General features: G+C 71.3%; 21 protein-coding genes and 1 pseudogene. 13 read left to right on the top strand and 9 right to left on the bottom strand.

Annotated features, from left to right (window positions below; genetic code table 11):
* Nucleotides 1-42: 42 nt before the first annotated feature.
* The 3 genes from ACFY1H_RS19320 to ACFY1H_RS19330 form a co-directional block, all read right to left on the bottom strand.
* On the bottom strand, nucleotides 43-909 hold the full coding sequence (locus tag ACFY1H_RS19320) for a hypothetical protein (RefSeq protein WP_386947996.1): 867 nt from the start codon (nucleotides 907-909) through the stop codon (nucleotides 43-45).
* Between the two features lie 374 nt (nucleotides 910-1,283).
* Nucleotides 1,284-2,498 (bottom strand): ABC transporter permease, encoded by a 1,215-nt coding sequence (locus ACFY1H_RS19325; RefSeq protein WP_366581067.1) that lies wholly within the window; start codon nucleotides 2,496-2,498, stop codon nucleotides 1,284-1,286.
* Nucleotides 2,495-3,418: an ATP-binding cassette domain-containing protein gene (locus ACFY1H_RS19330; protein WP_366581065.1), complete on the bottom strand. Its 924-nt coding sequence runs from the start codon at nucleotides 3,416-3,418 to the stop codon at nucleotides 2,495-2,497. The genes ACFY1H_RS19325 and ACFY1H_RS19330 overlap by 4 nt, the downstream gene beginning before the upstream one ends.
* Nucleotides 3,419-3,578: 160 nt before the next feature.
* On the opposite strand from ACFY1H_RS19330, the gene ACFY1H_RS19335 reads away from it, so the two are divergent.
* The 5 genes from ACFY1H_RS19335 to ACFY1H_RS19355 all read left to right on the top strand — a co-directional run bounded on the left by ACFY1H_RS19335 (nucleotide 3,579) and on the right by ACFY1H_RS19355 (nucleotide 8,536).
* Nucleotides 3,579-4,790, top strand: a complete 1,212-nt coding sequence (locus ACFY1H_RS19335; protein WP_386948000.1) for a PucR family transcriptional regulator — start codon at nucleotides 3,579-3,581, stop codon at nucleotides 4,788-4,790.
* Nucleotides 4,791-5,000: 210 nt separating this feature from the next.
* Entirely contained in the window at nucleotides 5,001-5,924 is a 924-nt protein-coding gene (locus tag ACFY1H_RS19340) for an ACP S-malonyltransferase (RefSeq protein ID WP_354884121.1), read from the top strand.
* The gene (locus ACFY1H_RS19345; protein ID WP_386948005.1) at nucleotides 5,921-6,904 is read left to right on the top strand and encodes a beta-ketoacyl-ACP synthase III; all 984 of its coding nucleotides are present in this window, start codon (nucleotides 5,921-5,923) and stop codon (nucleotides 6,902-6,904) included. Before ACFY1H_RS19340 ends, ACFY1H_RS19345 begins: the two co-directional genes overlap by 4 nt.
* Before the next feature lie 71 nt (nucleotides 6,905-6,975).
* A complete protein-coding gene (locus ACFY1H_RS19350; protein WP_004559006.1) occupies nucleotides 6,976-7,221 on the top strand; it encodes an acyl carrier protein in 246 nt (81 codons plus the stop codon).
* A 64-nt stretch (nucleotides 7,222-7,285) separates the two neighbouring features.
* Nucleotides 7,286-8,536: a beta-ketoacyl-[acyl-carrier-protein] synthase family protein gene (locus tag ACFY1H_RS19355; RefSeq protein WP_366581060.1), complete on the top strand. Its 1,251-nt coding sequence runs from the start codon at nucleotides 7,286-7,288 to the stop codon at nucleotides 8,534-8,536.
* Nucleotides 8,537-8,611: 75 nt separating this feature from the next.
* Here the strand turns inward: ACFY1H_RS19355 and ACFY1H_RS19360 are convergent, their stop codons facing one another.
* Together ACFY1H_RS19360 and ACFY1H_RS19365 are read right to left on the bottom strand one after the other, a co-directional pair.
* Nucleotides 8,612-9,205 (bottom strand): hypothetical protein, encoded by a 594-nt coding sequence (locus ACFY1H_RS19360; protein WP_366581059.1) that lies wholly within the window; start codon nucleotides 9,203-9,205, stop codon nucleotides 8,612-8,614.
* A gap of 31 nt (nucleotides 9,206-9,236) precedes the next feature.
* A complete protein-coding gene (locus tag ACFY1H_RS19365; RefSeq protein WP_366581057.1) occupies nucleotides 9,237-9,740 on the bottom strand; it encodes a DUF3145 domain-containing protein in 504 nt (167 codons plus the stop codon).
* A 277-nt stretch (nucleotides 9,741-10,017) separates the two neighbouring features.
* Here ACFY1H_RS19365 and ACFY1H_RS19370 point away from each other — a divergent pair, with 277 nt between their 5' ends.
* Nucleotides 10,018-12,849 (top strand): hypothetical protein, encoded by a 2,832-nt coding sequence (locus ACFY1H_RS19370; protein ID WP_386948010.1) that lies wholly within the window; start codon nucleotides 10,018-10,020, stop codon nucleotides 12,847-12,849.
* 61 nt (nucleotides 12,850-12,910) lie between these two features.
* Here ACFY1H_RS19370 and ACFY1H_RS19375 read toward each other — a convergent pair whose 3' ends face one another.
* The gene (locus ACFY1H_RS19375; protein ID WP_386948013.1) at nucleotides 12,911-14,320 is read right to left on the bottom strand and encodes a dihydrolipoyl dehydrogenase family protein; all 1,410 of its coding nucleotides are present in this window, start codon (nucleotides 14,318-14,320) and stop codon (nucleotides 12,911-12,913) included.
* Between the two features lie 146 nt (nucleotides 14,321-14,466).
* Between ACFY1H_RS19375 and ACFY1H_RS19380 the strand changes: the two genes are divergently transcribed.
* Nucleotides 14,467-14,928: an Lsr2 family protein gene (locus ACFY1H_RS19380; RefSeq protein ID WP_386948016.1), complete on the top strand. Its 462-nt coding sequence runs from the start codon at nucleotides 14,467-14,469 to the stop codon at nucleotides 14,926-14,928.
* Between the two features lie 493 nt (nucleotides 14,929-15,421).
* Here the strand turns inward: ACFY1H_RS19380 and ACFY1H_RS19385 are convergent, their stop codons facing one another.
* A complete protein-coding gene (locus ACFY1H_RS19385; RefSeq protein ID WP_366581049.1) occupies nucleotides 15,422-16,150 on the bottom strand; it encodes a lipoate--protein ligase family protein in 729 nt (242 codons plus the stop codon).
* Nucleotides 16,151-16,213: 63 nt separating this feature from the next.
* Nucleotides 16,214-16,849 (bottom strand): TetR/AcrR family transcriptional regulator, encoded by a 636-nt coding sequence (locus ACFY1H_RS19390; RefSeq protein WP_366581048.1) that lies wholly within the window; start codon nucleotides 16,847-16,849, stop codon nucleotides 16,214-16,216.
* An 82-nt stretch (nucleotides 16,850-16,931) separates the two neighbouring features.
* Here ACFY1H_RS19390 and ACFY1H_RS19395 point away from each other — a divergent pair, with 82 nt between their 5' ends.
* Nucleotides 16,932-18,071 (top strand): oxygenase MpaB family protein, encoded by a 1,140-nt coding sequence (locus ACFY1H_RS19395; RefSeq protein ID WP_386948021.1) that lies wholly within the window; start codon nucleotides 16,932-16,934, stop codon nucleotides 18,069-18,071.
* A 26-nt stretch (nucleotides 18,072-18,097) separates the two neighbouring features.
* Here ACFY1H_RS19395 and ACFY1H_RS19400 read toward each other — a convergent pair whose 3' ends face one another.
* Complete coding sequence (locus ACFY1H_RS19400) at nucleotides 18,098-18,727, bottom strand: TetR family transcriptional regulator (RefSeq protein ID WP_366581122.1); 630 nt, start codon at nucleotides 18,725-18,727, stop codon at nucleotides 18,098-18,100.
* A 143-nt stretch (nucleotides 18,728-18,870) separates the two neighbouring features.
* On the opposite strand from ACFY1H_RS19400, the gene ACFY1H_RS19405 reads away from it, so the two are divergent.
* The 5 genes and pseudogenes from ACFY1H_RS19405 (at nucleotide 18,871) to ACFY1H_RS19425 (ending at nucleotide 23,399) form a co-directional block, all read left to right on the top strand.
* Nucleotides 18,871-19,956 (top strand): ferredoxin reductase, encoded by a 1,086-nt coding sequence (locus ACFY1H_RS19405; RefSeq protein ID WP_386948024.1) that lies wholly within the window; start codon nucleotides 18,871-18,873, stop codon nucleotides 19,954-19,956.
* 10 nt (nucleotides 19,957-19,966) lie between these two features.
* Nucleotides 19,967-21,082 carry an acyl-CoA desaturase gene (locus ACFY1H_RS19410; protein WP_366581043.1) on the top strand — a complete coding sequence of 372 codons (1,116 nt, stop codon included), beginning with the start codon at nucleotides 19,967-19,969 and terminating at the stop codon, nucleotides 21,080-21,082.
* A gap of 10 nt (nucleotides 21,083-21,092) precedes the next feature.
* Nucleotides 21,093-21,275 (top strand): annotated as a pseudogene (locus tag ACFY1H_RS19415) (hypothetical protein); the annotation flags it as partial.
* Nucleotides 21,276-21,461: 186 nt separating this feature from the next.
* Nucleotides 21,462-22,733 carry a sensor domain-containing protein gene (locus tag ACFY1H_RS19420; RefSeq protein WP_366581042.1) on the top strand — a complete coding sequence of 424 codons (1,272 nt, stop codon included), beginning with the start codon at nucleotides 21,462-21,464 and terminating at the stop codon, nucleotides 22,731-22,733.
* 21 nt (nucleotides 22,734-22,754) lie between these two features.
* On the top strand, nucleotides 22,755-23,399 hold the full coding sequence (locus ACFY1H_RS19425; RefSeq protein ID WP_386948028.1) for a response regulator: 645 nt from the start codon (nucleotides 22,755-22,757) through the stop codon (nucleotides 23,397-23,399).
* Nucleotides 23,400-23,414: the final 15 nt, after the last annotated feature.

Raw genomic sequence — 23,414 nt, forward strand, 5'->3', positions numbered from 1 at the left:
GGTGCCCTCCCGATGCACCGGGCCTGCCGAACCGCGCCGGGATCAGTGATCGACGCGGTTGAACCCGACCGGCGGGGTCGGGGTGTCGTTCGCGGCCTGGTGGCCGTTTCCCGGCTGAACCGGCTGCGTGCGGGTCTGCGTGGTCTGAGCCTGGGTGGTCTGGGCCTGGGCCTGGGTGGTCTGGGCCGGCGTGGTCTGGGCCTGCGGCCGGCCACCGACCTGGCGCTGACCACCGCCGTTGCCCGCGCTCAGCTGCCCCTGCAGGTTGGCGAGCCAGCCACCCCAGCGGTCCTGCGCGGGCTTGATGAGACCACCGCCGAAGCCGACCACGATCACGCCGCCGATGGTCGCCAGCACCGTGATGAGCACCGGGCCGGTGATAGCGGTGGCGACGTTGACCTGGCCCAGCGCGGCGATGATGCCGAACGCCATGATCAGCCAGTAGGCGACGGTGCCGAGCAGCCGGCCCGCGGGCCGCGTGGACATCGCCGAGTTCACGACGTCACGCACGACCTTCGCGATGGCGGCCGCCACGACGATGAGCACCAGCGCCACCACGATCCGCGGCAGGAACGCGATGATGTCGTTGAGCAGCTGGCTGACCGGATTCGACTCTCCGAACACGCCGAACGCCAGCTGGAGCGCGATCAGCAGAATGAAGTAGTAGACCAGTTTCACGAGGATGCCGGTGGCGTCGACATTCGCCTGCTTCATCATTCCGGTCAGCCCCGTCTTCTCGACGAGCCGGGAGAATCCGAGTTTTCCGAGCACCAGTGACAGCGCTTTGGACACCGCTTTCGCGATCAGCCAGCCGATCAGCAGGATGATCAGAAAACCGACGAGTTTCGGGACGAACGTGGCCACCAGATTCCAGGCCTGTCCGAGTCCGTCCTTGAGTTGCTCACCCACGCTGGCTCCCTTCGTCGTGGATTCCCGGCTGCGGGCCGTTGCAGCGGGTCGATGATCAGGTACCCAGCCAGCGGGAGTGCGTTGCACCACGATCGAGTGAGACGACTGGCGCCGGAAGATCAATCGCGGCCATACTTGTACTACCGGTGGGGACCGGGGAGACGAGGCCGTCCGGCGCAGCGTAAACCGCAAGCGCCGGGCGGCCTCGAGCATTTGCGGGTATTACCGCCGGGCGTATTCAGCGGGTGTTCGCGTCGTCGCCCTGCGAATACGCTTCAGGTTTCGCCGGACCCTTCAGGGCTTTCAGCGCCCTTCGAGGTTTCGGCGTCCTTCGGGTTTCACAGGGCGACGACACGCGTTCACCGAACGGACACTCAGGCCGCGCGCAGCGCGTCGCGCAGTTTCACCTTCGCACCGGTGCGCATCACGGCGTTGCGGTAGATCCGCGCGGCGAGCCAGATCAAAAGCGGAATCAGCAGCACCACGAGTCCCACCGACACCACGGCTTCCCACACGGGCACGCCACCCATGGCGAGCCGCATCGGCATCAGCGTCGGCGCGAAGACCGGAATCACGGACAGGATTTCGGCGAACTTGTTCGACGGGTCCGAGGGCAGCACCGAGATGCCCACCACGTAGCCGGCGATCACCAGCATCAGGGCCGGCGACACGGCGCCGCTCACGTCCTCCTGCCGCGACACGAGCGCGCCGAGCGCCGCGAACACGATCGAATACATGAAGAACCCGAGCAGGTACCACACCACCAGCCAGACGACGGTGCCGATCGCCGCCGACGCCGAGATGGTGAGCACCCCCGTCCCCAGGCCCGCGGCGATGCCGACCACCCCGATCACGAGCATCTGGATCAACCCGACCGTGCCGATGCCGAGCACCTTGCCCGCCATCAGCTGCCACGGCCGGATGGTGGACAGCAGCAGCTCGACCACGCGAGACGTCTTCTCCTCGACCACGCCCTGCGCCACGCTCTGGCCGTTGAGCAGGAGCGACATGTAGATGAGGATGCCCGCGATGATGCCGAGCACGAGCTGCTGGCTGTCGTAGTCGTACGGCTTCTCCAGCGGCGGCAGCTCGTCGACGCTCGCGCTCGCGACGGCGGCGTCCACCTTCGCCGGATCACCGTGTTGCGCGAGGATCTCCGTGTTCTGCGCGACGCGGCCCGCGAGCACCGTGAGCACGTTCTTGAGATTGCCGTCGAGATCCTTCTCGACCTGCACGTGCACCCGGTCCGCGCCCTGGACCAGCAGCGCGTCGAGCGAGCCGTCCTTCAGCTTCGCGATCCCGGCCTGCGCGTCGGAGACGGGCTGCGTGGCGATGTCCTGCCCCACCGACTTCCCGATCGCCGTGAGCGGCGCCGACAGCGGTGCCGCGGCCGGTACGTAACCGACGGTCGCGTCGGGACCGCTGCTGCCGCCCACGAGCTTCAGCACCACGACCGCGGCGACGATGAGGATGAGCAGCACGAGTGTGCTGATCCGGTAGGCCTTGGACTTCAGCCGCGTGCTGATCTCGCGCGAGGCGACCAGGCCGACCCCGGCCAGCGGGCTCATGCGGACGTCGGGCGTGCTCATGCCGCCGCCTCCTCGTGGTGGTGCTCGGTGACGACGGAACGGAACAGATCGGTCAGCGACGGGAGCTTGCGCGCGAACTCGCGCACCGGCCCGGTCGCCAGGGCCGCGCGCAGCACGACCTGGTCGTCGGCACCGTCGGCCAGTTCGAGTTCGGTCACCGAGCCGTCGCGGCCCAGCACCGTGACGCCGGGCAGGTTCGCGGCCCAGCCGTCGGCCGCCTGCGGCGCGTCGACGAGCAGCCGCACGGCGCCGCCGGCCCGCAACTGCGAGACGGTGCCCATCGCCTCCATCCGTCCACTCCGGACGATCCCGATGCGGTCGCAGAGGCGCTCCACCAGATCCAGCTGGTGGCTGGAGAACACGACGGGCACGCCGTCGGCCGCCTTCTCCTTGAGCACCTTGCTCATCACGTCGACCGCGACCGGGTCCAGGCCCGAGAACGGTTCGTCCAGCACGAGGATGCGCGGCTCGTGCACCAGCGCGGCCGCGAGCTGCACGCGCTGCTGGTTGCCGAGGCTGAGCTTCTCGACCTCGTCGCCGAGGCGCGCGGCCACACCCAGGCGTTCGGTCCAGCGCTCGGTCGACGCCTTCGCTTCGGCCGCCGACATGCCGTGCAGCCGCGCGAGGTACGTCAGCTGCTCACCCACCTTCATCTTGGGGTACAAACCACGCTCTTCCGGCATGTACCCGATGTGGCGCCGGGTTTCGTGCGTGATGGGCGAACCCGCGAAGCGGACTTCGCCCGCGTCCGCGCTCAGCACCCCCAGCGCGATGCGCATCGTGGTGGTCTTGCCCGCGCCGTTGCTGCCGACGAAGCCGAACAGCTCGCCAGGCCGCACGTCGAAAGTCATCTTCTCCAGTGCCACGACGGTGCCGTAGCGTTTGGAGATCGCATCGATCTCCAGTCCGGGCTCTGGCATCGGCCCTTTCCCCCTTGTTGTCGGATCTCGGTGACGTGCATCACCGGTTACGGATCGTAGAGATCCCGCCGGACGGTGCCTAGCGCCCCGGGTTGCGTGTCCGCCGCCGAAAGTTGCCGATCGAATGTCCAACTAGGATTCCAGCGGAGGATCGGAACGAATGGCAGAGACGACGGGGCGCCGGGTCCCCAAGCACCACGGGCTGTCGGCGAAGACGCTGCGCTCGCTCGACCACGCCTCGGGGCGGCTCGCGAGCGCGAGCGTCGCGGTGATGGAACGCCGGCTGGTGTGGTTCGGGCGGCTGCCCGCCGACCAGCGCGCCAGCGTGCTGCTGATCACGCAGGCGGGCGCGGCGGGGTTCGTCGACTGGCTGCGCGACTCGAAGGAAGCGCTCAAGCTCACCACCGAGGCGTTCCGCGACGCGCCGGCCGAGCTGTCGCGCTACATCTCGCTGCGCCAGGCCGTGAGCATGGTGCGGCTCGCGATCGAGCAGTTCGAGGAACAGCTGCCGGAGTTCGCCGCGAACGAGACCGAACGCGCGGCTCTGATCGAGGGAATCCTGCGCTACGGCAGGGAGATCGCGTTCGCCGCGGCCAACTCCTACGCGGCGGCGGCCGAGGCGCGCGGCGCGTGGGACGCGCGGCTGGAGGCCCTCGTCGTCGACGGCATCGTGCGCGGCGACGCCGAGGAGGCCGTGCTCTCGCGCGCGGCCGCGCTCGGCTGGGACCCCGCGTCGGCCGCGACGGTGATCGTGGGCAACCCGCCTTCGGAGGACCCGCCGACGGTGGTGTTCGAGGTCCGCAGCCGCGCCGCACGGGTCGGCCGGCCCGTGCTGCTGTCGGTGCAGGGCTCACGGCTGGTGATCGTGATCGGCGGCCCGACCGAAGGCGGTGTGAAGGAACGCGAGACGCTCTCGCGGATGTCGGCGGTGTTCGCCGACGGTCCCGTGGTCGCCGGCCCGACCGTGCCGTCGCTCGCCGAGGCGCACCACAGCGCGGCCGAGGCGCTTTCGGGCCTGCGCGCGGTGGTCGGCTGGCCGGGCGCGCCGCGGCCCGTCCGCTCCGACGACCTGCTGCCCGAACGCGCGCTGTCGGGTGACCCCGAGGCCGAGCGCCTGCTGGTGGACCTCGTGGCGCGGCCGCTGGAGGAGGCGGGCCCGGCGTTGCAGCGCACGGTGGAGACCTACCTCGAGAGCGGTGGCGTGCTCGAACGCTGCGCGCAGACGTTGTTCGTGCACCCCAACACCGTGCGGTACCGGCTGCGCAAGGCGGCCGAGCTCACCGGCCGCAACCCCACCGAGCCGCGGGACGCGTTCGTGCTCCGGGCCGCGCTCACCGTCGGCAGGCTGGCCCGCGCCCGCGGCCTGTGGTGACCCCGGTCGGTCACACGGTGTGACCCTCTGGCGCACGGCACCGGTCCCGTGACAGACTTCACGGCAAGCGATGGTTGAATCCCACAAGGCATCTGGGTTAAGGGCAAGGTTCCACCGCGGGTCTTTGGAGGTTTCCTCCAATAACCCCGCACGGACTTGGTGACCGCCCGCATCTGGGTGCGCACCCCCGCCCGTGGTGTCATAGACGACGTGACAGCAGCAGTCCTCTCCCCAGGCCAGGGCTCACAGGCCCCCGGCATGCTCTCCCCGTGGCTCGAGACCGACGGCGCCCGCGCGCGCGTCGAGGAGTGGTCGGCCCGCGCCGGGCTCGACCTCGTCCGGCTCGGCACGGAAGGCGACGCCGAGGAGATCCAGGACACCGCGGTCGCGCAGCCGCTGATCGTCGCGCTCTCGCTGCTCTCGTTCGAGCGCCTGCAGCAGGTGGCACCGGTCGCCGACGACGCGCCGGTGGCCGGCCACTCCGTGGGCGAGCTCGCCGCCGCCGCGATCGCCGGGGTGCTGACCCCGGCCGACGCCGTGGCGCTGGCCGCGGTGCGCGGCGCCGAGATGGCCAAGGCCTGCGCGCTGGAGCCGACGTCGATGGCGGCCGTGATGCTCGGTGACCCCGAGCAGGTCGTCGCGTGGCTCGAAGAGCGCGGGCTGGCCGCGGCCAACCGCAACGGCGCCGGCCAGATCGTCGCCTCGGGCGCCGCCGACGCGATCGAGCGGATCGTCGCCGAACCCCTGGAGGGCACGAAGATCCGTGCGCTCAAGGTCGCGGGAGCCTTCCACACGCCGTACATGGCGCCGGCGGAAGACGCCCTTCGCGAGCACGCCGCCGGCCTCACCCCGGCCGACCCCACGCGCCCGCTGCTGTCGAACGCCGACGGCACCGTGGTCACCAGCGGCACCGAGTACCTGGAGCGGCTCCTCGCGCAGGTCACCCGGCCCGTGCGCTGGGACCTCACGATGGACGGCCTCGTGTCGCTCGGCGTGAGCAGCACCGTCGAACTCGCGCCCGCGGGCACGCTGACCGGCCTGGTCAAGCGCCAGCTCAAGGGCGTCGTCACCACAACCACCGCGCTGAAGACGCCGGCCGAGCTGGCGAAGCTGCGCGAGGAGGACGCCCAGTGACCGACCGTCCCAGCCTGCGCCAGAGCACGGGCCCTGCCAGCACCCGGATCCTCGGCGTCGGCAGCCACCAGCCGGAGAGGGTCGTGACCAACGACGACCTCTCGCAGCTCATGGACACCAACGACCAGTGGATCCGTGAGCGCGTGGGCATCATCGAGCGCCGCTTCGGGAACAAGGACGAGCTGCTCGTCGACTTCGCCGTCGCCGCCGGCACCGCCGCGCTGGAAGACGCGGGCGTCGATCCGTCCGAAGTGGACACGGTCATCCTGCCGAACTGCACGATGCCCACGCCGATCCCGAACGCGGCCGGCCAGGTCGCCGCGCGGCTCGGCATCCCGAGCCCGGGCGCCTTCGACCTCAACGCCGCGTGCGCCGGTTTCTGCTACGGCCTCGGCGTGGCCTCGGACCTGATCCGCGCCGGCTCCGCGAAGAAGGTGCTCGTGATCGGCGCCGAGAAGCTCACCGACGTGGTGGACCCGACCGACCGCGCCAACGCGATCATCTTCGCCGACGGCGCGGGCGCCGCGGTGGTCGGCGGCTCCGACGAGCCGGGCATCGGCCCGGTCGTGTGGGGCAGCGCGGGCGACCTCGTGGACCTGATCTACATGCGTGACGAGAAGTGGATCTACCAGGAGGGCCAGTCGGTCTTCCGCTGGGCGACCACGAAGATCGCGCCGATCGCGATGCGCGCGCTGGAGGCCGCGGGCCTTCAGCCGTCCGATGTGGACGTGCTGATCCCGCACCAGGCCAACCTGCGCATCGTCGAGTCGATCGCGAAGAAGCTGCGCGCCGCCGGTGCGCGCGAGGACATGGTCGTGGCCGACGACATCAAGTACTCCGGCAACACCTCGTCCGCGTCGATCCCGCTGGCGCTGGACCACATGCGCAAGGCGGGCACCGCGAAGCCGGGCGACGTCGTGCTGGCGATCGGTTTCGGCGCCGGGCTCTCGTATGCCGGGCAGGCCTTCGTCTGCCCCTGATGGATACTTCCCTCGCGGGCGCTGTGCCCGCGAGGTGGACCTGTAGAAGAACCGAGAAGGGAACAACTCCAATGGCTGACAACGCTGAGATCCTCGCCGGCCTCGCCGAGATCGTCGAAGAGGTGGCCGGTGTGGCTCAGGACGACGTCACCGCCGAGAAGTCGTTCGTGGACGACCTGGACATCGACTCGCTGTCGATGGTCGAGATCGCCGTGCAGGCCGAGGACAAGTTCGGCGTCAAGATCCCGGACGACGAGCTCGCCAACCTGAAGACCGTGGGCGACGCGGTGAACTACGTGTCCGCCAACTCGAAGTAAGTCCTCTTCGTACCCGGGCCGGGGAAGCCCCCCGGTCCGGAGCCGAGACCTTGGGGAGACTCCCATGAGCAACATCGACGTCGTGATCACCGGTATGGGGGCGACGACGCCCCTCGGCGGGGACGTCGCGTCCACCTGGGACGGCCTGCTGTCCGGCCGCAGCGGCATCCGCCCGCTGACCGCGGACTGGGTCGAGGAACTCGGCCTGCCCGTGAAGATCGGGGCGACGCTGGCCGTCGATCCGTCCGAGGTCCTGCCGCGGGTCCAGGCCCGCCGGCTGGACCGGTGCGAGCAGGTGGCGATCATCGCCGCCCGCCAGGCCTGGGCCGACGCGGGATTCGCCGAGCAGACCGACGAGCACACCGACGTCGAGCCGGAACGCCTCGGCGTGTCGATCGGCACCGGTGTCGGTGGCCCGATGACGCTGCTGAGCCAGAACGACCTGTTGCACCAGCAGGGGCTCCGCAAGGTGTCGCCGCTCACCGTGCCGATGCTGATGCCCAACGGGCCGGCGGCGCACGTGAGCATCGACCTCAAGGCGCGGGCGGGGGTCCACTCCCCCGCCTCGGCCTGTGCCTCCGGCGCCGAGGGCATCGCCACCGGCTACGAGATGATCCGGTCGGGCCGGGCCGACGTCGTCGTCGCCGGCGGCACCGAGGCGTGCATCCACCCGATCACCCTCGCGGGCTTCGCCCAGGCGCGCACGGTGTCGACCCGCAACGACGACCCGGCGGCCGCGTCCCGGCCGTTCGACGCCAGCCGCGACGGCTTCGTGCTCGGCGAAGGCGCCGGGGTGGTCGTGCTGGAGCGGGCCGACCTCGCCCGGGAGCGCGGCGCGCGGGTCTACGCGAAGCTCGCCGGCTACGGCATCACGTCCGACGCCTACCACATCACGGGCAACCACCCGGAAGGCATCGGGCAGATCGCGGCGATGCGGGCGGCCATGAGCATGGCCGGCCTGTCCCCGGCCGACATCGGTCACGTGAACGCGCACGCGACGTCCACTGTGGTCGGTGACATCGGCGAGGCGGCGGCGATCCTCAAGGCCGTGGGCGACCACGCCGTGGTCACCGCTCCGAAGGGCGCGCTCGGCCACCTCGTCGGCGGTGCCGGCGCGGTCGAGGGCATCGCCACGATCCTCGCGATCTACGAAGGCGTGGTGCCCGCCACGCTGAACCTCACCGACCTCGACCCGAAGGTGCAGCTCGACGTCGTGTCGGGCGAGAACCGCAAGGTCGAGCTCACCGCGGCGCTCAGCAACTCGTTCGGCTTCGGCGGCCACAACACCGCCCTGCTGTTCACGCCGGCCGCCTGATCGGTTCCACCGCAACGAATCAGGGCCCCTCCCGTCGTGGGAGGGGCCCTGATTCGTTGTCCGGACCGGGGTGGTTCAGCACTTTTCCTGTTCGGGCAAGGTCCCGGGGGTGACGGTGTCGATCTTGTAGTCGCCGCCTTCGAGGACCATCGGCAGCACGAGGCGCCAGTGGATGCAGCCCTCCCTGAGCGCTTCCGGTGCCTCGTTGGACGACTGCGTGCTGGTGAAGCCCACGAGTACCCGCAGCGACGAACCGGCGCCGGGTTCGATGCGGTACAGCAGGATGCTGCCGTCCTTCGTGGACTTGTAGTCCTTGGTCCACTGCGCGCGGGAGGTCTGCTCGATCCGGCCCTTGCTGGCCGAGCGCGCCCACTGGTCGTAGTCGTGGTGGTTGATGCCGTCGAAGTACTCCTGCAGCACGGCGCGCACGGCGTTGTCGTCCGGGTGCCGGGCGGCGTCCTCGGTGACCTTGACGTCACCGGGGCCGGGCTGGTCCTCCTTGTCCACCGACGTCGGCGTCGTCGGGGCGATGGAGTCGCCGGTGTCGACGACCGGGCGGCGGTACAGCTCGCGCGCGAGCAGGCCACCGCCGACGGTGATCGACAACACCACGACGAGGACGGGTACCAGCCACCGCTGGCGGGCGGGTGCGGGCGGACGGGCGGTCACCCCCGAGAGGGTACCCACCCGCCCCCGGGTGTCACCCGACCTGGTGCAGCCACGTGACGGGAGCGCCGTCGCCGGCGTGGCGGTAGGGCTCGAGCGCCTCGTCCCAGCTCGCCGCGAGCAGCTCGTCCAGCTTGTGCGCCAGCGACTCCCCGCCACGGGTCATGCTCACGAGGGCGCGCAGCTGGTCCTCGCCCACGACGATGTCGCCGTTGGCGCTGGTCCGGCCGTGCCACAGGCCCAGTCCGGGCGCGAAACAGAACCGTTCACCGTCGACGCCGGCGCTGGGTTCCTCGGTGACCTCGAAGCGCAGCATCGGCCACGCCTTGAGCGCCGAGGCCAGCTTGGCCGCGGTACCGGAAGGCGCGCGCCAGCCGCACTCGGCACGCAGCTGTCCGGGACTGGCGGGCTGCGCCGTCCACTTCAGCTCGACTCGGGCTCCGAGGGTGCCCGAAATAGCCCACTCGACGTGCGGACACACCGCAGACGGCGACGAGTGGACGTACACCACACCTCGGGTGTTGCCACGGGTGCTCACTGCTGACCTCCGCTTGCTCGACGAGGGACGTCTTCCCCTACGGCCTCTCGAGCTTCACTTCGGCTTGTGGGCTCCGTATCACTCCCCGCTGTGCCATTCCCGATCTGTGTAGCACATTCTGCACCCCAACCGTGCCGTTTGGCCACACGAACACCACAAGTCGCGCGGGAATCCCCCTTGAGGAGGGAGGCTCGCCGACGCGTCCGCGTCCAGCACGGATCTGCGGGGTCGGCACGCTAGCGTGGGCCGCGAAACGGACGAGGTGAGGAGGGTTTCGGTGCGACTGGTCCGCCTCGGGCAGCAGCCGTCGCGCGTCGCCGAGGATGTGCGGGCGGCGCTGGCCTCCCTCGGCCGCGGCAGCACCGTGATCGGTGGCGTGGCCCTGATCGGCGCCCGCCCGGCCGGCGGCGAGCGTGCCGTCGAGGCCGTGGTGGTGCTGCCGAAGGGTGTGCTCATCGTGATCGGCGTCGACCTCCCCGACCCCGCGCTGCGCCTCGAAGCGCCACTCGGCGGCCCGTGGAAGGCCGACGGCTGGCCGCTGGTCCACGGTGACGACGCCGTCAACCCCGCCACGGAAGCCCTGGACCTCTCGGCCGAGTGCGAACGCCGCATCGCCGAGCTGGCGCCGGGTTCCGGCCCGGTCGGCACGATCGTGGCGGTGGGGCCGTACGTCGAGACGGTCGACCAGCCACCCGCGGACCTCGCCGGGCCCGTGCGCGTACTCCACCCGACGCCGACGACCATGCTGGCTGCGACCGTCTCCCTGGCGACGGCGCGGAGCCCGCGGTCGCTGGACCAGGCGCGGGCGCTGATCGGCGCGCTGGCGCCGGACGCGCCGGAGATGTCGGACGAGGTGCTGCTGGGCGAGGGGTTCGTCCGGTACACGGATGATCCGCCGGTTCCGGTCGTTCCTGCTCCTGCTGCTCGTGTTTCCCCTTCTGGTGCCTCGAAGCCTGCGCAGCGGGCGCGCATCACGTCAGTGCCGCCGCCCCCGCCGGTCATCCCGACCACCCGGCCTGTGCCGCACGTCGCGGCGCCTTCCCTCGCCGGCGGGCCGGCCGAGGCGCCGGCTTTCCCGGGTTCGTCCACTTCGGCCACTTCCCCGGCCGCGGTTCCCGAGCAGGCCGGCCACCTCGCCACCGCACCCAGCGAATCGACGGCGGCACCGGGTTCGTCCACTTCGGCCGCTTCGCCCTTCCCTGCTCAGTCTTCCTCGGCGGCCGTTCCCCCGGCCGCCGGGGAAACCACCGGCGGCGAGCCTGCGATCCACCTTGCCGATGCTCCGACGGAGTCGACGGCCGCGCCGAGCTTCCCCGGTGCGGCGGGTGCAGCTGACTCGGCGGGCGGTACGGCTGGCAGCCCGATCGTCCCCGGTACGGCTGCTTCGCCGGCCGACCCACGCTTCCCCGGTACGGCGGGTGCGGCTGACCCGGCGGTCGGTTCGGCTGGCGGGCCAACCATCCCCAGTACGGCTACTTCCCCGGCCGATCCGCCTTCCCCCAGTGCGGCGGGAGCGGCCGACTCCCCGGCCGACCCGGTCTTCCCCAGTGCGGCGGGAACGGCTGCTTCGCCGGCCGACCCACGCTTCCCCAGTGCGGCTGTTTCGGCGACCGTGGACTCGACCACCGAGCCCGAGCAGGCAATTCCCCTCGCCGACGGGCCGACCGAGTCGACTGCCGCGCCGAACTTCCCCGGCGCGGAGGGCAACGGTCCGTCCACTTCGGGCGGTGGCCGGGGTGGTTCGCTGGAGTCGGCGGCAACGGAGAAGATGACTTCTCCGAAGCAGGGTGGGCCGAAGCAGCGCGAGCAGCGGGCGATGCCTGCACCGAGCCCGGTTGCGCCGGGGAATGGCAACGGCGGGCCGGGCGGCACGCCCACGCGCGGTGGAAAGCCGACTGTCGCTCCTGCCGGAAACCTGCCCCTCGCTTCTGGTGGAACGCCTTCTTCGTCGGCTGGTGGCAATCCGCCTGACGCTTCGGCTGGACAACCTCCTGTCGCCGCTGGTGGAAAGCCCGCGGGCGGTCCTGGTGGCAAACCTGCCGTCTTCGGCGCCAATGCCGGACCTGGTGGCAAGTTGCCTGCTGCCGGCGCCAATGCCGGGCCGGCCGGCAAGTCGCCCGTGCTCGGCGCCAACGCCAGCGCCGGTGGCAAGTCCCCCGCCGGTATCAATGCCACACCTGGTGGCAAGTCGCCCGTTGCCGGCATCAATGCCGGGCCCAATGGCAAGCCGCCCGTTGCCGGCGCCAATGCCGGGCCCAATGGCAAGCCGCCCGTTGCCGGCGCCAATGCCGGGCCGAATGGCAAGTCGCCCGTTGCCGGGGTCAATGCCGGGCCCAATGGCAAGGCGCCCGCGTCGGCGGGTCGGCAGGGTGCGGCGGCGGCCGCGGGCGGAGGGACGGTGCCGCGGGCGGTGTCGTCGGCGGCGTCGGCGGCTGGGTCGGTGGAGGTGCCGGCGGGGGGCGGTGCGCCGCCGCGGGAGAAGGAGCAGTCGCGGACCGTGCGGTGGGTGCCGGTGGCCGCGATCGGGTTGCTGGCGATCCTGTTGGTGACGGCGGTCGTCGTGGCGGCGACCGGCGGTGGCGGGGGTGGCGAGGCCGCGCCGGCACCGAGTTCGAGCGCGCGTCCGGCGCCGCCGCCGGCGGTCGTGAGCAGTGCGCCGGCGAGCAGTGCGGCGCCGAGCCTGTCGTTCGAGCCGCGGGCGAGCAGTTCCGACCAGCGGTGCGCGTCGCACGCGTTCGGCGACGTGCAGGCCAGCCTGCAGCAGACGAGCTGCTCCGCCGTCAGCCGCGCCAGCTACACGGCGCTCGTGGACGGGCGCGCCGCCGCGGTGACGATGGCCGTGGTCCGGTTCCCCGACGCCGCGCAAGCCACGCATTTCAAACAGGTCGCCGACACCCCGGGCGGCGGCGGCATCCTCGACGTCGCCACCGAGACCGGCAAATGGCCGGGCCCGCCCCCGCAGTTCGACAGTGCCGCCTACGCCAGCAAACTCGACGGCACCGGTGTGCGGCTGGTGCAGGTCGTATGGCAGTCCGGTCCGTCCACTCCGGACGACCCCGGCCTCACCCGCGCCGCCCAGGGTGCCCTCGCGCTCACCATGCCCGCCTGACGGCTCGAAAAAACGGCGGGTCCCCGGCAACCACCGAGGACCCGCCGTCTTCCGGAGCTTCCTACAGGCCGTAAGCCTCCAGCAGCCGCAGCCAGACTTCGCTGATGGTCGGGAACGCGGGGACCGCGTGCCACAGGCGGTCGAGGGGCACTTCGCCCACCACGGCGATCGTGGCGGAGTGCAGCATCTCCGCGACGTCCGGGCCGACGAAGGTGAGGCCGAGGATCACGCCGCGATCGGTGTCGACGACCATGCGGGCCTTGCCGGCGTAGCCGTCGGCGAACAGGGCCGAGCCGGCGACCGCGATGTCGATGTCGACGACGCGGTCGGCCGAGCCCTCGCGGGCCTCGGTGAGGCCGACGGACGCCACCTCCGGGTCGGTGAAGATGACCTGCGGCACGGCGTGGTGGTCGGCGGTCGCGCTGAAGCGGCTCCACGGCGCGGTGGAGATGTCCTCACCGCGTCCGCGCGCGGCGACGCTGTCGCCGGTCACGCGGGCGCCGTACTTGCCCTGGTGGGTCAGCAGCGCGCGGCCGGTGACGTCGCCCGCCGCGTAGAGCCAGCCACCGTCCACGGCGGACACGCGGCCGCTCTCGTCGACCTCGAGCGGGCCGTGCGTGGGCAGGCCGAGGACCTCGAGCCCGACGCTGCCGGTCGCCGGCACACGGCCCGTGGCCACCAGCAGCTCGTCGACCACCAGGTCTTCGCCGCCGGTGAGCTTGAGCGAGGCGCCGCCGCCGTCCACAGCGGACACCTCGTCGATGCCCGAGCCGGTGTGCACGATCACACCGTCGGCGCGCAGGCCCGCGAGCACCAGGTCGCCCGCGAACTCCGGCAGCCGCGGCAGCGGGCGCTTGCTCGTGATGATCAAGTGCACCTGCGCCCCCAGGCGCGCCCACGCCTGCGCCATCTCCACGCCGACGACGCCACCACCCAGCACGCCGAGCCGCGCGGGCACGGCCGACGACGAAGTCGCTTCACGCGAACCCCACGGCTTGATCGTGTCGAGGCCGGGGATCGGCGGAGTGTTCGGCACGCTGCCGGTGCAGACGATCACGCCGTGGCGCGCGGTGAGCACCTGCCCGTCGGACAGCGTCACCTCCCGTTCACCGGAAATCCGTGCGTGGCCGCGGATCGGCTCGACGCCGACCCCGCGCGCCCAGTCCACCTGGCCGTGATCCTGCCCCTGCGGGTCACCGCGGCCGATGAACGAGTCCCGGCGGGCGAGCACCTGCGCCGGGTCGAGCGCGTCGCCGACCACCACCCCCGGCATGCGCTTGGCCGCGGCGAGCAGGTTCCCCGGGCGCAGCAACGCCTTGCTCGGCACGCACGCCCAATACGAACACTCACCGCCGAACAACTCGTGCTCGATGAGCGCCACCTTGAACCCGCCCATGGCGGCTCGTTCCGCGGCGACCTCACCGACCGGGCCGGCCCCGATCACCACGACGTCGAAAGTCTGTCCTGACATGGGTTCAGCGCACACCACCGCGCGGCTTCACGCAAGCCAGCCGCTAGTCTCTTCCGCGAGCTGCAAGAAATCGGCGACACCGGGTGACCGGGTCGTCGCCGTGCCGATTGCACGCACGACCACGATCGAGCACGGAGGGCTTTCGCATGGCCAAGAACACCGCCGTCCACGTGTTGGACGACCTCACCGGCGAACCCGCCGCCGAGACGGTGGGCTTCGGCCTCGACGGGCTCGACTACGAGATCGACCTCTCCGCCCCCAACGCCGCCGCACTGCGGGAAATCTTCGACCCGTACGTCGCGAACGGCCGCCGCACGGGCGGCCGCAAGCAGCGGCCGCGATTGGTCGCGGGTGCGAAAGCCGTGGCACCACAGGAAGTTCCGGCGAAGCCCCAACCCGCCAAGCCCGCCAAGCGCACCGCGGCAGCAGCCAAGACGACCGCCCGGCCGGCCACGCAGGCCGAACCGGCGCCGAAGACCGCGCAGGCCAAGAAACCGGCGAAAAGCGCGGCCGCGGAACCGAAAAACGTGGTGAAGACCACTGAACCGAAGCCGGCCCGACGTCCGGTGAAGAAGATCCCCGCCGTCACCTTCTCCGCGGGCGAGTAGCTCACCGGCACTGCTTTAGCCAGCAGCAGGCGTCCCCCGCCACTGTTCTCCGCCGGCGAAACAGTGCTCATCCGCCCTGTTCTCCGCGGGCGAGTAGCTCACCGGCACTGCTCTTCGCGGACAAAGTAGCGCTCACCCGCGTGGTTCTCCGCGGGCAAGCAGCGCTCGCTGGCACTGTTTCGCCGGCAACTAGCCGTCACCAGCGCGGTTCGCCGCAGGCGAGTAGCGCTCACCGGTACAGCTTTAGCCGGCAAGCCGGCCTTCACCGCCGCTGTTCGCCGCCGGCGCGTAGCACTCACCTACGCTGATGCCCGCGGGCAAAAAGCGCTCAGCGGCGCTGTTCTCCGCATGCGAAGTACTGGTCACCTGCGTTGTTCTCCGCGGGCGAGCGGCGCGCGGCGGCGTTGTTCTCCGCGGGCGAGTAGCGCTCACCAGCACTGATTTCGCCGGCAACTAGCCCTCATCCGCGCGGTTTTCCGCAGGCGAGTAGCGCTCAGCGGCGCTGTTTTCCGTCGGTGTGCCAGCCGTCGTAATGGTAGCGCGTGTCCAGTAGTGCGCGCTGGCGGTCGAGTTCCGCGGCCGAGGGCGGGCGCGGCACGAGGGGGCCGAGCAGGCCCGCGGCGGCGGCGCGCACCACTGACTCCGCCTCGCCGTCCGACGGGTGCACGCCGTGGTCGGCCAGTGATGCGACTTTGCTGCGGTGCGAGTCGAGTGGCTTCGGGTCCGGCGGGGGGCCCGTGAGGTAGGCGCCGACGCGCGCGGCGTCGGTGTCGATCAGCAGCGTCGAGTGGGCCAGCAGTCCGTTCTTGGTCCGGAACACCGCGAACCCGCACAGCTTCGCGTCGCCGATGAACAGGCCGCGCTCGCCGAGGCGCGGTGGCAGGCCGAGCTTCTCGACGGCCGCCGACATCACGAGCCCGAGCATTTCCAGCGGCCGGTCGGCCGGGCCGGGGAGCACGAGCGTGACGTTGAGGTTGCCCGGGTCGTGGAACACGGTGCCGCCACCGCTGGCGCGGCGCAGCACCGGCACGCCGTCGCGCTCGCACTCGGCCACGCGCACCTCGCGCGCCACCTTCTGCCCGCGGCCGACGACCACGCTCACCGGGTTGCGCCACAGCCACAGCACCGGCGCGGCCGGGCCTTCCCGCAGCAGCGCCTCGTCGAATGCCAGGTTCTCCGCCGGGTCGCTGAACTCCGCACGCACGTCCGACCCGGTGTCCACAGCATTCCTCCACGACCTCGCCCGCCGAAGAGCAGGCGGGTCAACGGAATCGTAGCTCTCGACCTACGACGTGAGCGGGGACGGCGACCGGATGCCGGCCGTGAGGATGTCCGCGACCAGCCGGGCGTGCTCGTCGACCGGGCCTGCCTCGCCGGCGAACCGGCCGGCCAGCGGAGCCAGCGCGAACGGACCGGCGCCGCCGGTGGCGATGAGGAAGTAGAACGTCCGCAACGGCGTCGGGCGGATCCGGCCGGCCGCGGCGAGCGTCTCGAGCGCGCGGGCCAGCGGTGCCACGGCCGGGCTGATGTAGGTGTCGAAGATGTAGTCGAGGCGCTCGCTGTTGTTGGCCGACTCGACGGTGATCAGCCCGTGCAGTTCGGGTGCTCTCGCGGCCACCTGGATGAAGCGCACGATGCCCGCGTGGATCAGCTCCATCGGGTCGGCGGCTTCGTCGCCGGTCACCTCGGCGAGATCGTCGACGATCCGGCCGAACGCCCGGTCGACGGCGGCGTACCAGAGCTTTTCCTTGCTGCCGAAGCGCTGCGGAATCGTGTTGTGGCTCACGCCCAGTTCACGGCTGAGGGTCCGGATGGACACGCCGTCGTAGCCCTGCCGTGCGAACGCCTTGATCGCTGCGGTCAGGACCCGGTCATCGGTCGCGGGTTCGGTGCCCGCCTTCGGACGTCCCGGCGATCTCACGCCGACGACCGTACGGCCGGGCCTTGACAGCTGTCAATTTAGCCGTAAATTGTCAGCTGTCCATTTATGGGGAGGGTGGGAGATGCCGGAGAGCTGGCCGACCACGCGGAGCAGGCGTTCGAGCATCGTGGCCCAGTTCGGAGAAGCCCGGGCCGACCTGGTCGGCTGGGCGCTGACCACCGGCGACCCGCTGGCCGACGCCGTCGTCGACGAGATCCACGAGCACGGACGCGCGGTGAACCTCGCGCTCACCGAAGGGCTCGGCCACGGCCTCGCGTCGTTGACCGATCCGCCGCCGGCCGTCGCGGCACTGCTGCGCGAGACCGAGACCCTGCCCGACTACGTGGACGACGCGCTGCTGGACGAGGCGTCGCTGCCCCACTTCAGCTCACCGGCGCCCGTCCACATCCTGTCGCTGAGCGCGGGCTCGCTCGTGCACGTGTACGAGTCGCCGTCGATCTCGAAGGTTCTCGCGACGACGGGCAAGCTGATCGAGGGCGCTCCGCGCCGGCTCGCCGAGACGGGGAAATGGATCGCCACCGCACTGCTTCCCGGCGCGTTGCGGCGGGGAAACCCCGGATACGTCGCGACGATCCAGGTCCGGATGCTGCACGCCCACATGCGCCGCCTCGCGCGAAACCGCGGGTACGACGAGGCCGCCGACGGTGTGCCGATCAACCAGATCGACCTGGCGAGGACGTGGATGGACTTCACGCTGACCTCCTACACCGCCGAGCAGGCCATGGGGTTCGGCTGCACGTCGAACGAGCTGGCCTCGCTCTACCGGTACTGGTGGTACGTCGGTCACCTGCTCGGGGTGAGCCCGCGGCTCGTCGAAGGCATCTCGTCCCACGACGACGCCCGGCGCGTCGCCGATCTGCTGCAGGCCGTCACCGGCCCGGCGATCCCCGAGTCGTCGGAGCTGGCGTTCGCCACCTGCCGGGCGATCGCCGGACAGCTGAACGACGTCTTGTCCCTGCCCCGAGGCATGGGTTTGCAGGCGATGTACGCGTTGACGCGCCGCTTCCACGGCCACGCCGTCGCCGACGAGCTGGGCCTGCCCCACGCTTTCGCGGCCGACCGCCTGCTGACCCCGGCGATCAGCGCGATCCGCCTGCGCCGGACGAAGCTGCGGCGCGACCCCGCGGCGTGGCGCCGGGAGATCGAGAAGGGCGTCGCGAGGGCGAAATCGGCGGCGGAGGGCACCGACGCCGCCGCTTAGCACCGCCCTTCCGCGCTCAAGCGCGCCTAGGCGGACGGGCGCCAGTGGGGCACGCCCACGAGGATCATCCGCAGGCGCTTGCGGGCCAGCTCCAACGTGCGTTCGTCGGCTTCGCGGTCGCCGTGGCGGACCTCGAGCAGGTCGACGACCGTGGCGAGCATGGCCGTGACGATGAGGTCGGCCAGCGCGTGGAGGTCTTCGGTGGGCCACTCGCGCAGGTGGTCGAACCGGGCGAGGTCGATGGCCAGGTCACTGGAGAACAGCCGCAGTTCCACGCCGATGGCGCGCGACACCGGGCCGGTGCCGGCGTAGCGCTCGCGCGTGACGAAGCGGAAGTGGTCCTCGTGCGCGCGCACGTGTTCGTACAGCGTGCGCACGGACGCGTCGATCATGCCGCGTTGGCTCACCGGCTCGGTGCGCGCCGAGCGGATCATGCCGCGCAGCGTGCGCGTGGTCTCCTCGACCAGGGCGACGCCGAGCTCGTCCATCGAGGCGAAGTGCCGGTAGAACGCGGTGGGCACGATGCCCGCGCGCTTGGTGACCTCACGCAGCGACAGGCTGCCGAACCCGCGGTCGGCGAGCAGCTCCAGAGCCGCGTCGAGCAATGCCTGGCGGGTGCGCTGCTTGCGCTCCTGCCGGCTCACCGACGCCGGCATCTCCGCTTCGGACACGTCCGGCAGCGTACTGACGCCTTCGGCATGGTCCACGTCACATCACCTCGCTCCCGCGTTGACAGCCACCCGGGCCGTGCCCCCACACTAGTGAGTGTACAGATGTGCACTCAAATCCGGAGGGCGTGATGACCGCACTGCTCCCGCAGCGCCTGCGCGGGCTCGCCTCGCTCGCCGAGGCCCTGCTCACCCCGCACGGTGCCGACCGCTACCTGGAACTGCTCGACCCGATGCTGGTCCGCCGCGAGATCCGCGGCCGCGTCGTCGCCGTCCGGCACCAGACGCCGGACACGGTCACGTTCACCGTCCGGCCGAGCCGCGCGTGGCGGGGTTTCGAGGCCGGGCAGTACGTGCGCCTGACCGTGGAGATCGACGGCGTCCGGCGCACCCGCTGCTACTCGCCGTGCGGGCCGGGCGGCGGCGACCTCGAGTTCACCGTGAAGGCCGACCCGCAGGGCCTGGTGTCGCGGCACCTGCACGCGACCACCCGCGTCGGCACGGTTTTCGGGCTGTCGGCAGCGGACGGCGAGTTCACGCTGCCTTCGCCGCGACCGGAGCGGATCGTGCTGGTCAGCGGCGGCAGCGGCATCACGCCGGTGCTCGCGATGGCACGCCGGCTCGTCGCCGAAGGCCACCGCGGCGAGGTCGTGTTCCTGCACTACTCCACCACCGCCGACGACGTGCTCTACCGCGCCGAACTGGCCGAGCTCTCCGAGCGCCACCCCGGGTTCCGGGTCGTCCACGCGCACACCCACGGCCGGGACGGCGACCTGCGCGGGTTCTTCTCCAAACAGCACCTCGCCCACGCCGCGCCGTGGTTCCGCGACGCCGAGACGTTCCTCTGCGGCCCGAAACCGCTCATGGACTCGGCGCGCGAACTGTTCGAGACCGAAGGACTCGGTGAACGACTGCACACCGAAGAGTTCACCGCGCCACCGCTGACGTTCGACACGGAGGCAGCCGAAGGGACCGTGCGGTTCGCCCGCAGCGGCCGCGAATGCGCCAACTCGGGCAAGCCGCTGCTGGAACAGGCCGAGGACGCCGGCCTATCACCGGAGCACGGGTGCCGCATGGGCATCTGCTTCTCCTGCACGCAGGTGAAGACCGCCGGGCGCGTGCGCAACGCCCGCACCGGCGAGGTCTCCGGCGAAGAGGACGAAGAGATCCAGCTCTGCATCAGCGTCCCGGTCGGGGACGTCGAGATCAACGCCTAGGAGGGACGCCATGACAGGACTTCAGGACCGCCTCACGCCCGAACAGATCGAGGAGTTCGGCCGCGAGCTCGACGCACTGCGCCAGCGCGTCGTCGACGACCTCGGCGAGGCCGACGTCGAGTACATCCGCACGATCATCAAGACCCAGCGCGGGCTGGAGGTCGCGGGGCGCGGGCTGCTGTTCGCGGGTTTCCTGCCGCCGGCGTGGGTCGCCGGCGTCGCGGCGCTGTCGCTGGCCAAGATCCTGGACAACATGGAGATCGGCCACAACGTGATGCACGGCCAGTACGACTGGACGCGCATCCCCGAGCTGAGCTCGCAGCGGTTCGAGTGGGACAACGTCGCGCCCGCCGAGAACTGGCGGCACTCCCACAACTACCTGCACCACACGTTCACGAACATCCTCGACAAGGACCGTGACATCGGTTACGGGATCCTGCGGATGGACGCGGCCCAGAAGTGGCACCCGTACTACCTCGGCAACCCCGTGTACGCGACGCTGCTGGCCCTGATGTTCCAGTGGGGTGTGATGCTGCACGACCTCGAAATCGAGCGAGTTTTCAAGGGCGAGCGCACGTGGGCGGAAAACGTGCCGGTGCTGCGCAAGATCGTGCGCAAGGCCGCGCGCCAGATCGGCAAGGACTACGTGCTCTTCCCGCTGCTGACCGGTCCGCTCGCGCCGCTGACGCTGGCAGGCAACGCGAGCGCGAACCTCGTGCGCAACCTGTGGGCGTTCGCGATCATCTTCTGCGGCCACTTCCCCGCTGACGTGGAGAGCTTCACCCAGGAAGAGACCGACTTCGAGTCCCGCGGCCAGTGGTACCTGCGCCAGATCCTCGGCTCGGCCAACATCACCGGCGGCCCGCTGTTCCACATCCTTTCGGGCAACCTCTCGCACCAGATCGAGCACCACCTGTTCCCGGACCTCCCGGCGCGGCGCTACCCCCAGATCGCCGCCGAGGTGCGCGAGATCTGCGAGCGCTACGGCCTGCCCTACAACACCGGGCCGCTGCGCAAACAGCTGTGGTCGGTGGCCAAGAAGATCGTGAAGCTGGCGCTTCCCGGAACGCCTTCGGGCGGTCCGGAGGTTACGGTGGATCCCGACCGGCAACTCCGAGCAGCCTGAGGAACCTCACATGGTGGGTCAGTTCGAAAGCGGCAAGGACACGGTGCAGGAGCTCACGGAATCCGCGGCCACCCACATCGGGGCGATCGCGACGATCATCACCGGCGCCGTGCGCGACATCGCGCGCGAAACCGGCAGCTGGCTCACCGACGTGATCGAGATGCGGGAAGCGTCGCAGCGCGCTCGGGAGGACAGTGCCCGGGAGACCGGTGCCCGAGAGACCACGGCCCACGAGACCAGCGCCCGCGAGTACCGCGCTCCTGAGCCCGGGCAGCGCCCCGAAGAATACTGACGCTCCGGGCCGGGCGGGGGAAATCCCCCACCCGGTCCAGGGCGAACCCGGTGGTCGGCCGGCCGTGCGGCGGGCAGACTCCGGGGCATGACTTCTCGGGCCGCGGACGCACGCGCACCGCGGCGCGGGTGGTGGCCCGGGCCGCTGCGGCAGACCCGGGCGGAAGCGGCGTGGCTGGTGGTGGCCGGCGTGCTGTCGCCGAGCGCGCTCGTCGTCGTGCTCGCCGGGCTCGCGATCGGCGTCGCGTTGAGCCCACTGGGGCTGGGGCTGCTGGTGCTCGCGGCGGTCGTCCGCGGGATGCGGCTGTCCGGCGGCCTGCACCGGCGGCTGGCGGGAGTCCTGCTCGACGCTCCGCTGCGCGCGCCGGCGCCGGTGGCGCTGCGGCCCGGGCTGTGGCACTGGCTGGTCGCGCGGCTCGGCGACCGGCACGCGTGGCGCGCGGGCGCGTACCTCGTGCTCCGGGTCCCGATCTCGTTCGCGGGGTTCGCCGTGGCCGGGTCGCTGCTGGTGTTCGGTGTCGCGGGGGCGAGCTACCCGGTGCTGTGGTTCTTCACGCGCGACGTGCTGCCGGTCTACAACATCGTGAGCCGCACGTGGCCGGGCACGGTGCTCTGGGCGGTCGGCGGCGTGCTCGCGCTGGCCGCGGTGCCGTGGGTCGTGCACGCACTGGCGGTCCTCGACCGGTGGCTCGGGCGGCTGCTGCTGTCGGGGCCCGGGCTGTTGCAGCGCCTGCGGTTCCTGGAGGAGACGCGGGCGACGGCGCTCGAAGACGCGGCGCAGCGGCTGCGGCGCATCGAACGCGACCTGCACGACGGGGCCCAGGCGCAGCTCGTCGCGATGGCGATGAAACTGGGGCTGGCCAAGGAAGAGCTGGCCACGGACACCGTCGACCTCGACCAGGTGCGCACGCTCGTCGAGGCCGCGCACGGCAACGCCAAGCAGGCGCTGGTCGAGCTGCGCGACCTCGCCCGCGGCATCCACCCGGCGGCCTTGGACAAGGGACTCGACGTGGCACTGTCCACTGTGGCCACTTCAGCCGGGATGGCCGCGACGGTGTCCGTGCGGCTGGACCGTCGGCCGCCGCCGTCGCTGGAAGCGGTGGTGTACTTCGCCGCCGCGGAGCTGATGACGAACGTGGCGAAACACTCCGGAAAACCTTGCACCGTCACGATCGACGAGCACGACGGCGTCCTGCGCCTGACCGTGGCCGACCCCGGGCCGGGCGGCGCGGCGGTCGTGCCCGGCGGCGGGCTGGCCGGGATCGCGGAGCGGCTGCGGCCGGTGGACGGCGAGCTGACGGTGGTGAGCCCGCCCGGCGGCCCGACCGTGGTCACGGCCGAGGTTCCGCTGCCTCGCTAGGCTGGCCGCAAGGGGGGACGCATGCGGATCGTGATCGCCGAGGACTCGACCATCCTGCGCCAGGGCCTGGTCGAGCTGCTGGGGCTGCGGGGCCACGACGTCGTCGCGGCGGTGAAGGACGCGGAGGAGCTGCGGTCGGCCGTGCGCGCGCACCGGCCCGACGTGTCCGTGGTCGACATCCGCATGCCGCCTTCGCACACCGACGAGGGCCTGCGCGCGGCGATCGAGCTGCGCGAGGAGCTGGCAGGCTGCGCGATCCTGCTGTTCTCGCAGTACGTGGAGACGAAGTACGCCAAGCAACTGCTCGCCGACCAGGCCGGCGCGGTCGGTTACCTGCTCAAGGACCGCGTCGCCGAGGTCTCCGACTTCCTCGACGCACTGCGCCGGGTCGCGGCCGGCGAGACGGTGCTGGACCCCGAGGTCGTGCGCCAGCTCTTCGCGGCCACGGGCGGGACGGGGCCGCTCGCGGAGCTGACGACCCGCGAACACGAGGTGCTCGACCTGATGGCGCAGGGCCGGTCCAACTCCGCGATCGCCAGCGATCTGTTCCTGTCGGCCGGATCCGTCGAGAAGTACGTGACGAGCATCTTCGCCAAGCTCGGCCTGCCGCCGTCGGAAGGCCACAACCGGCGGGTGCTCGCGGTGCTGCGCTACCTGGGTGTTTGAGCACCTACGCTGGCG

The organism is Amycolatopsis sp. NPDC001319 (genome assembly GCF_042896185.1).
Lineage (GTDB): Bacteria > Actinomycetota > Actinomycetes > Mycobacteriales > Pseudonocardiaceae > Amycolatopsis.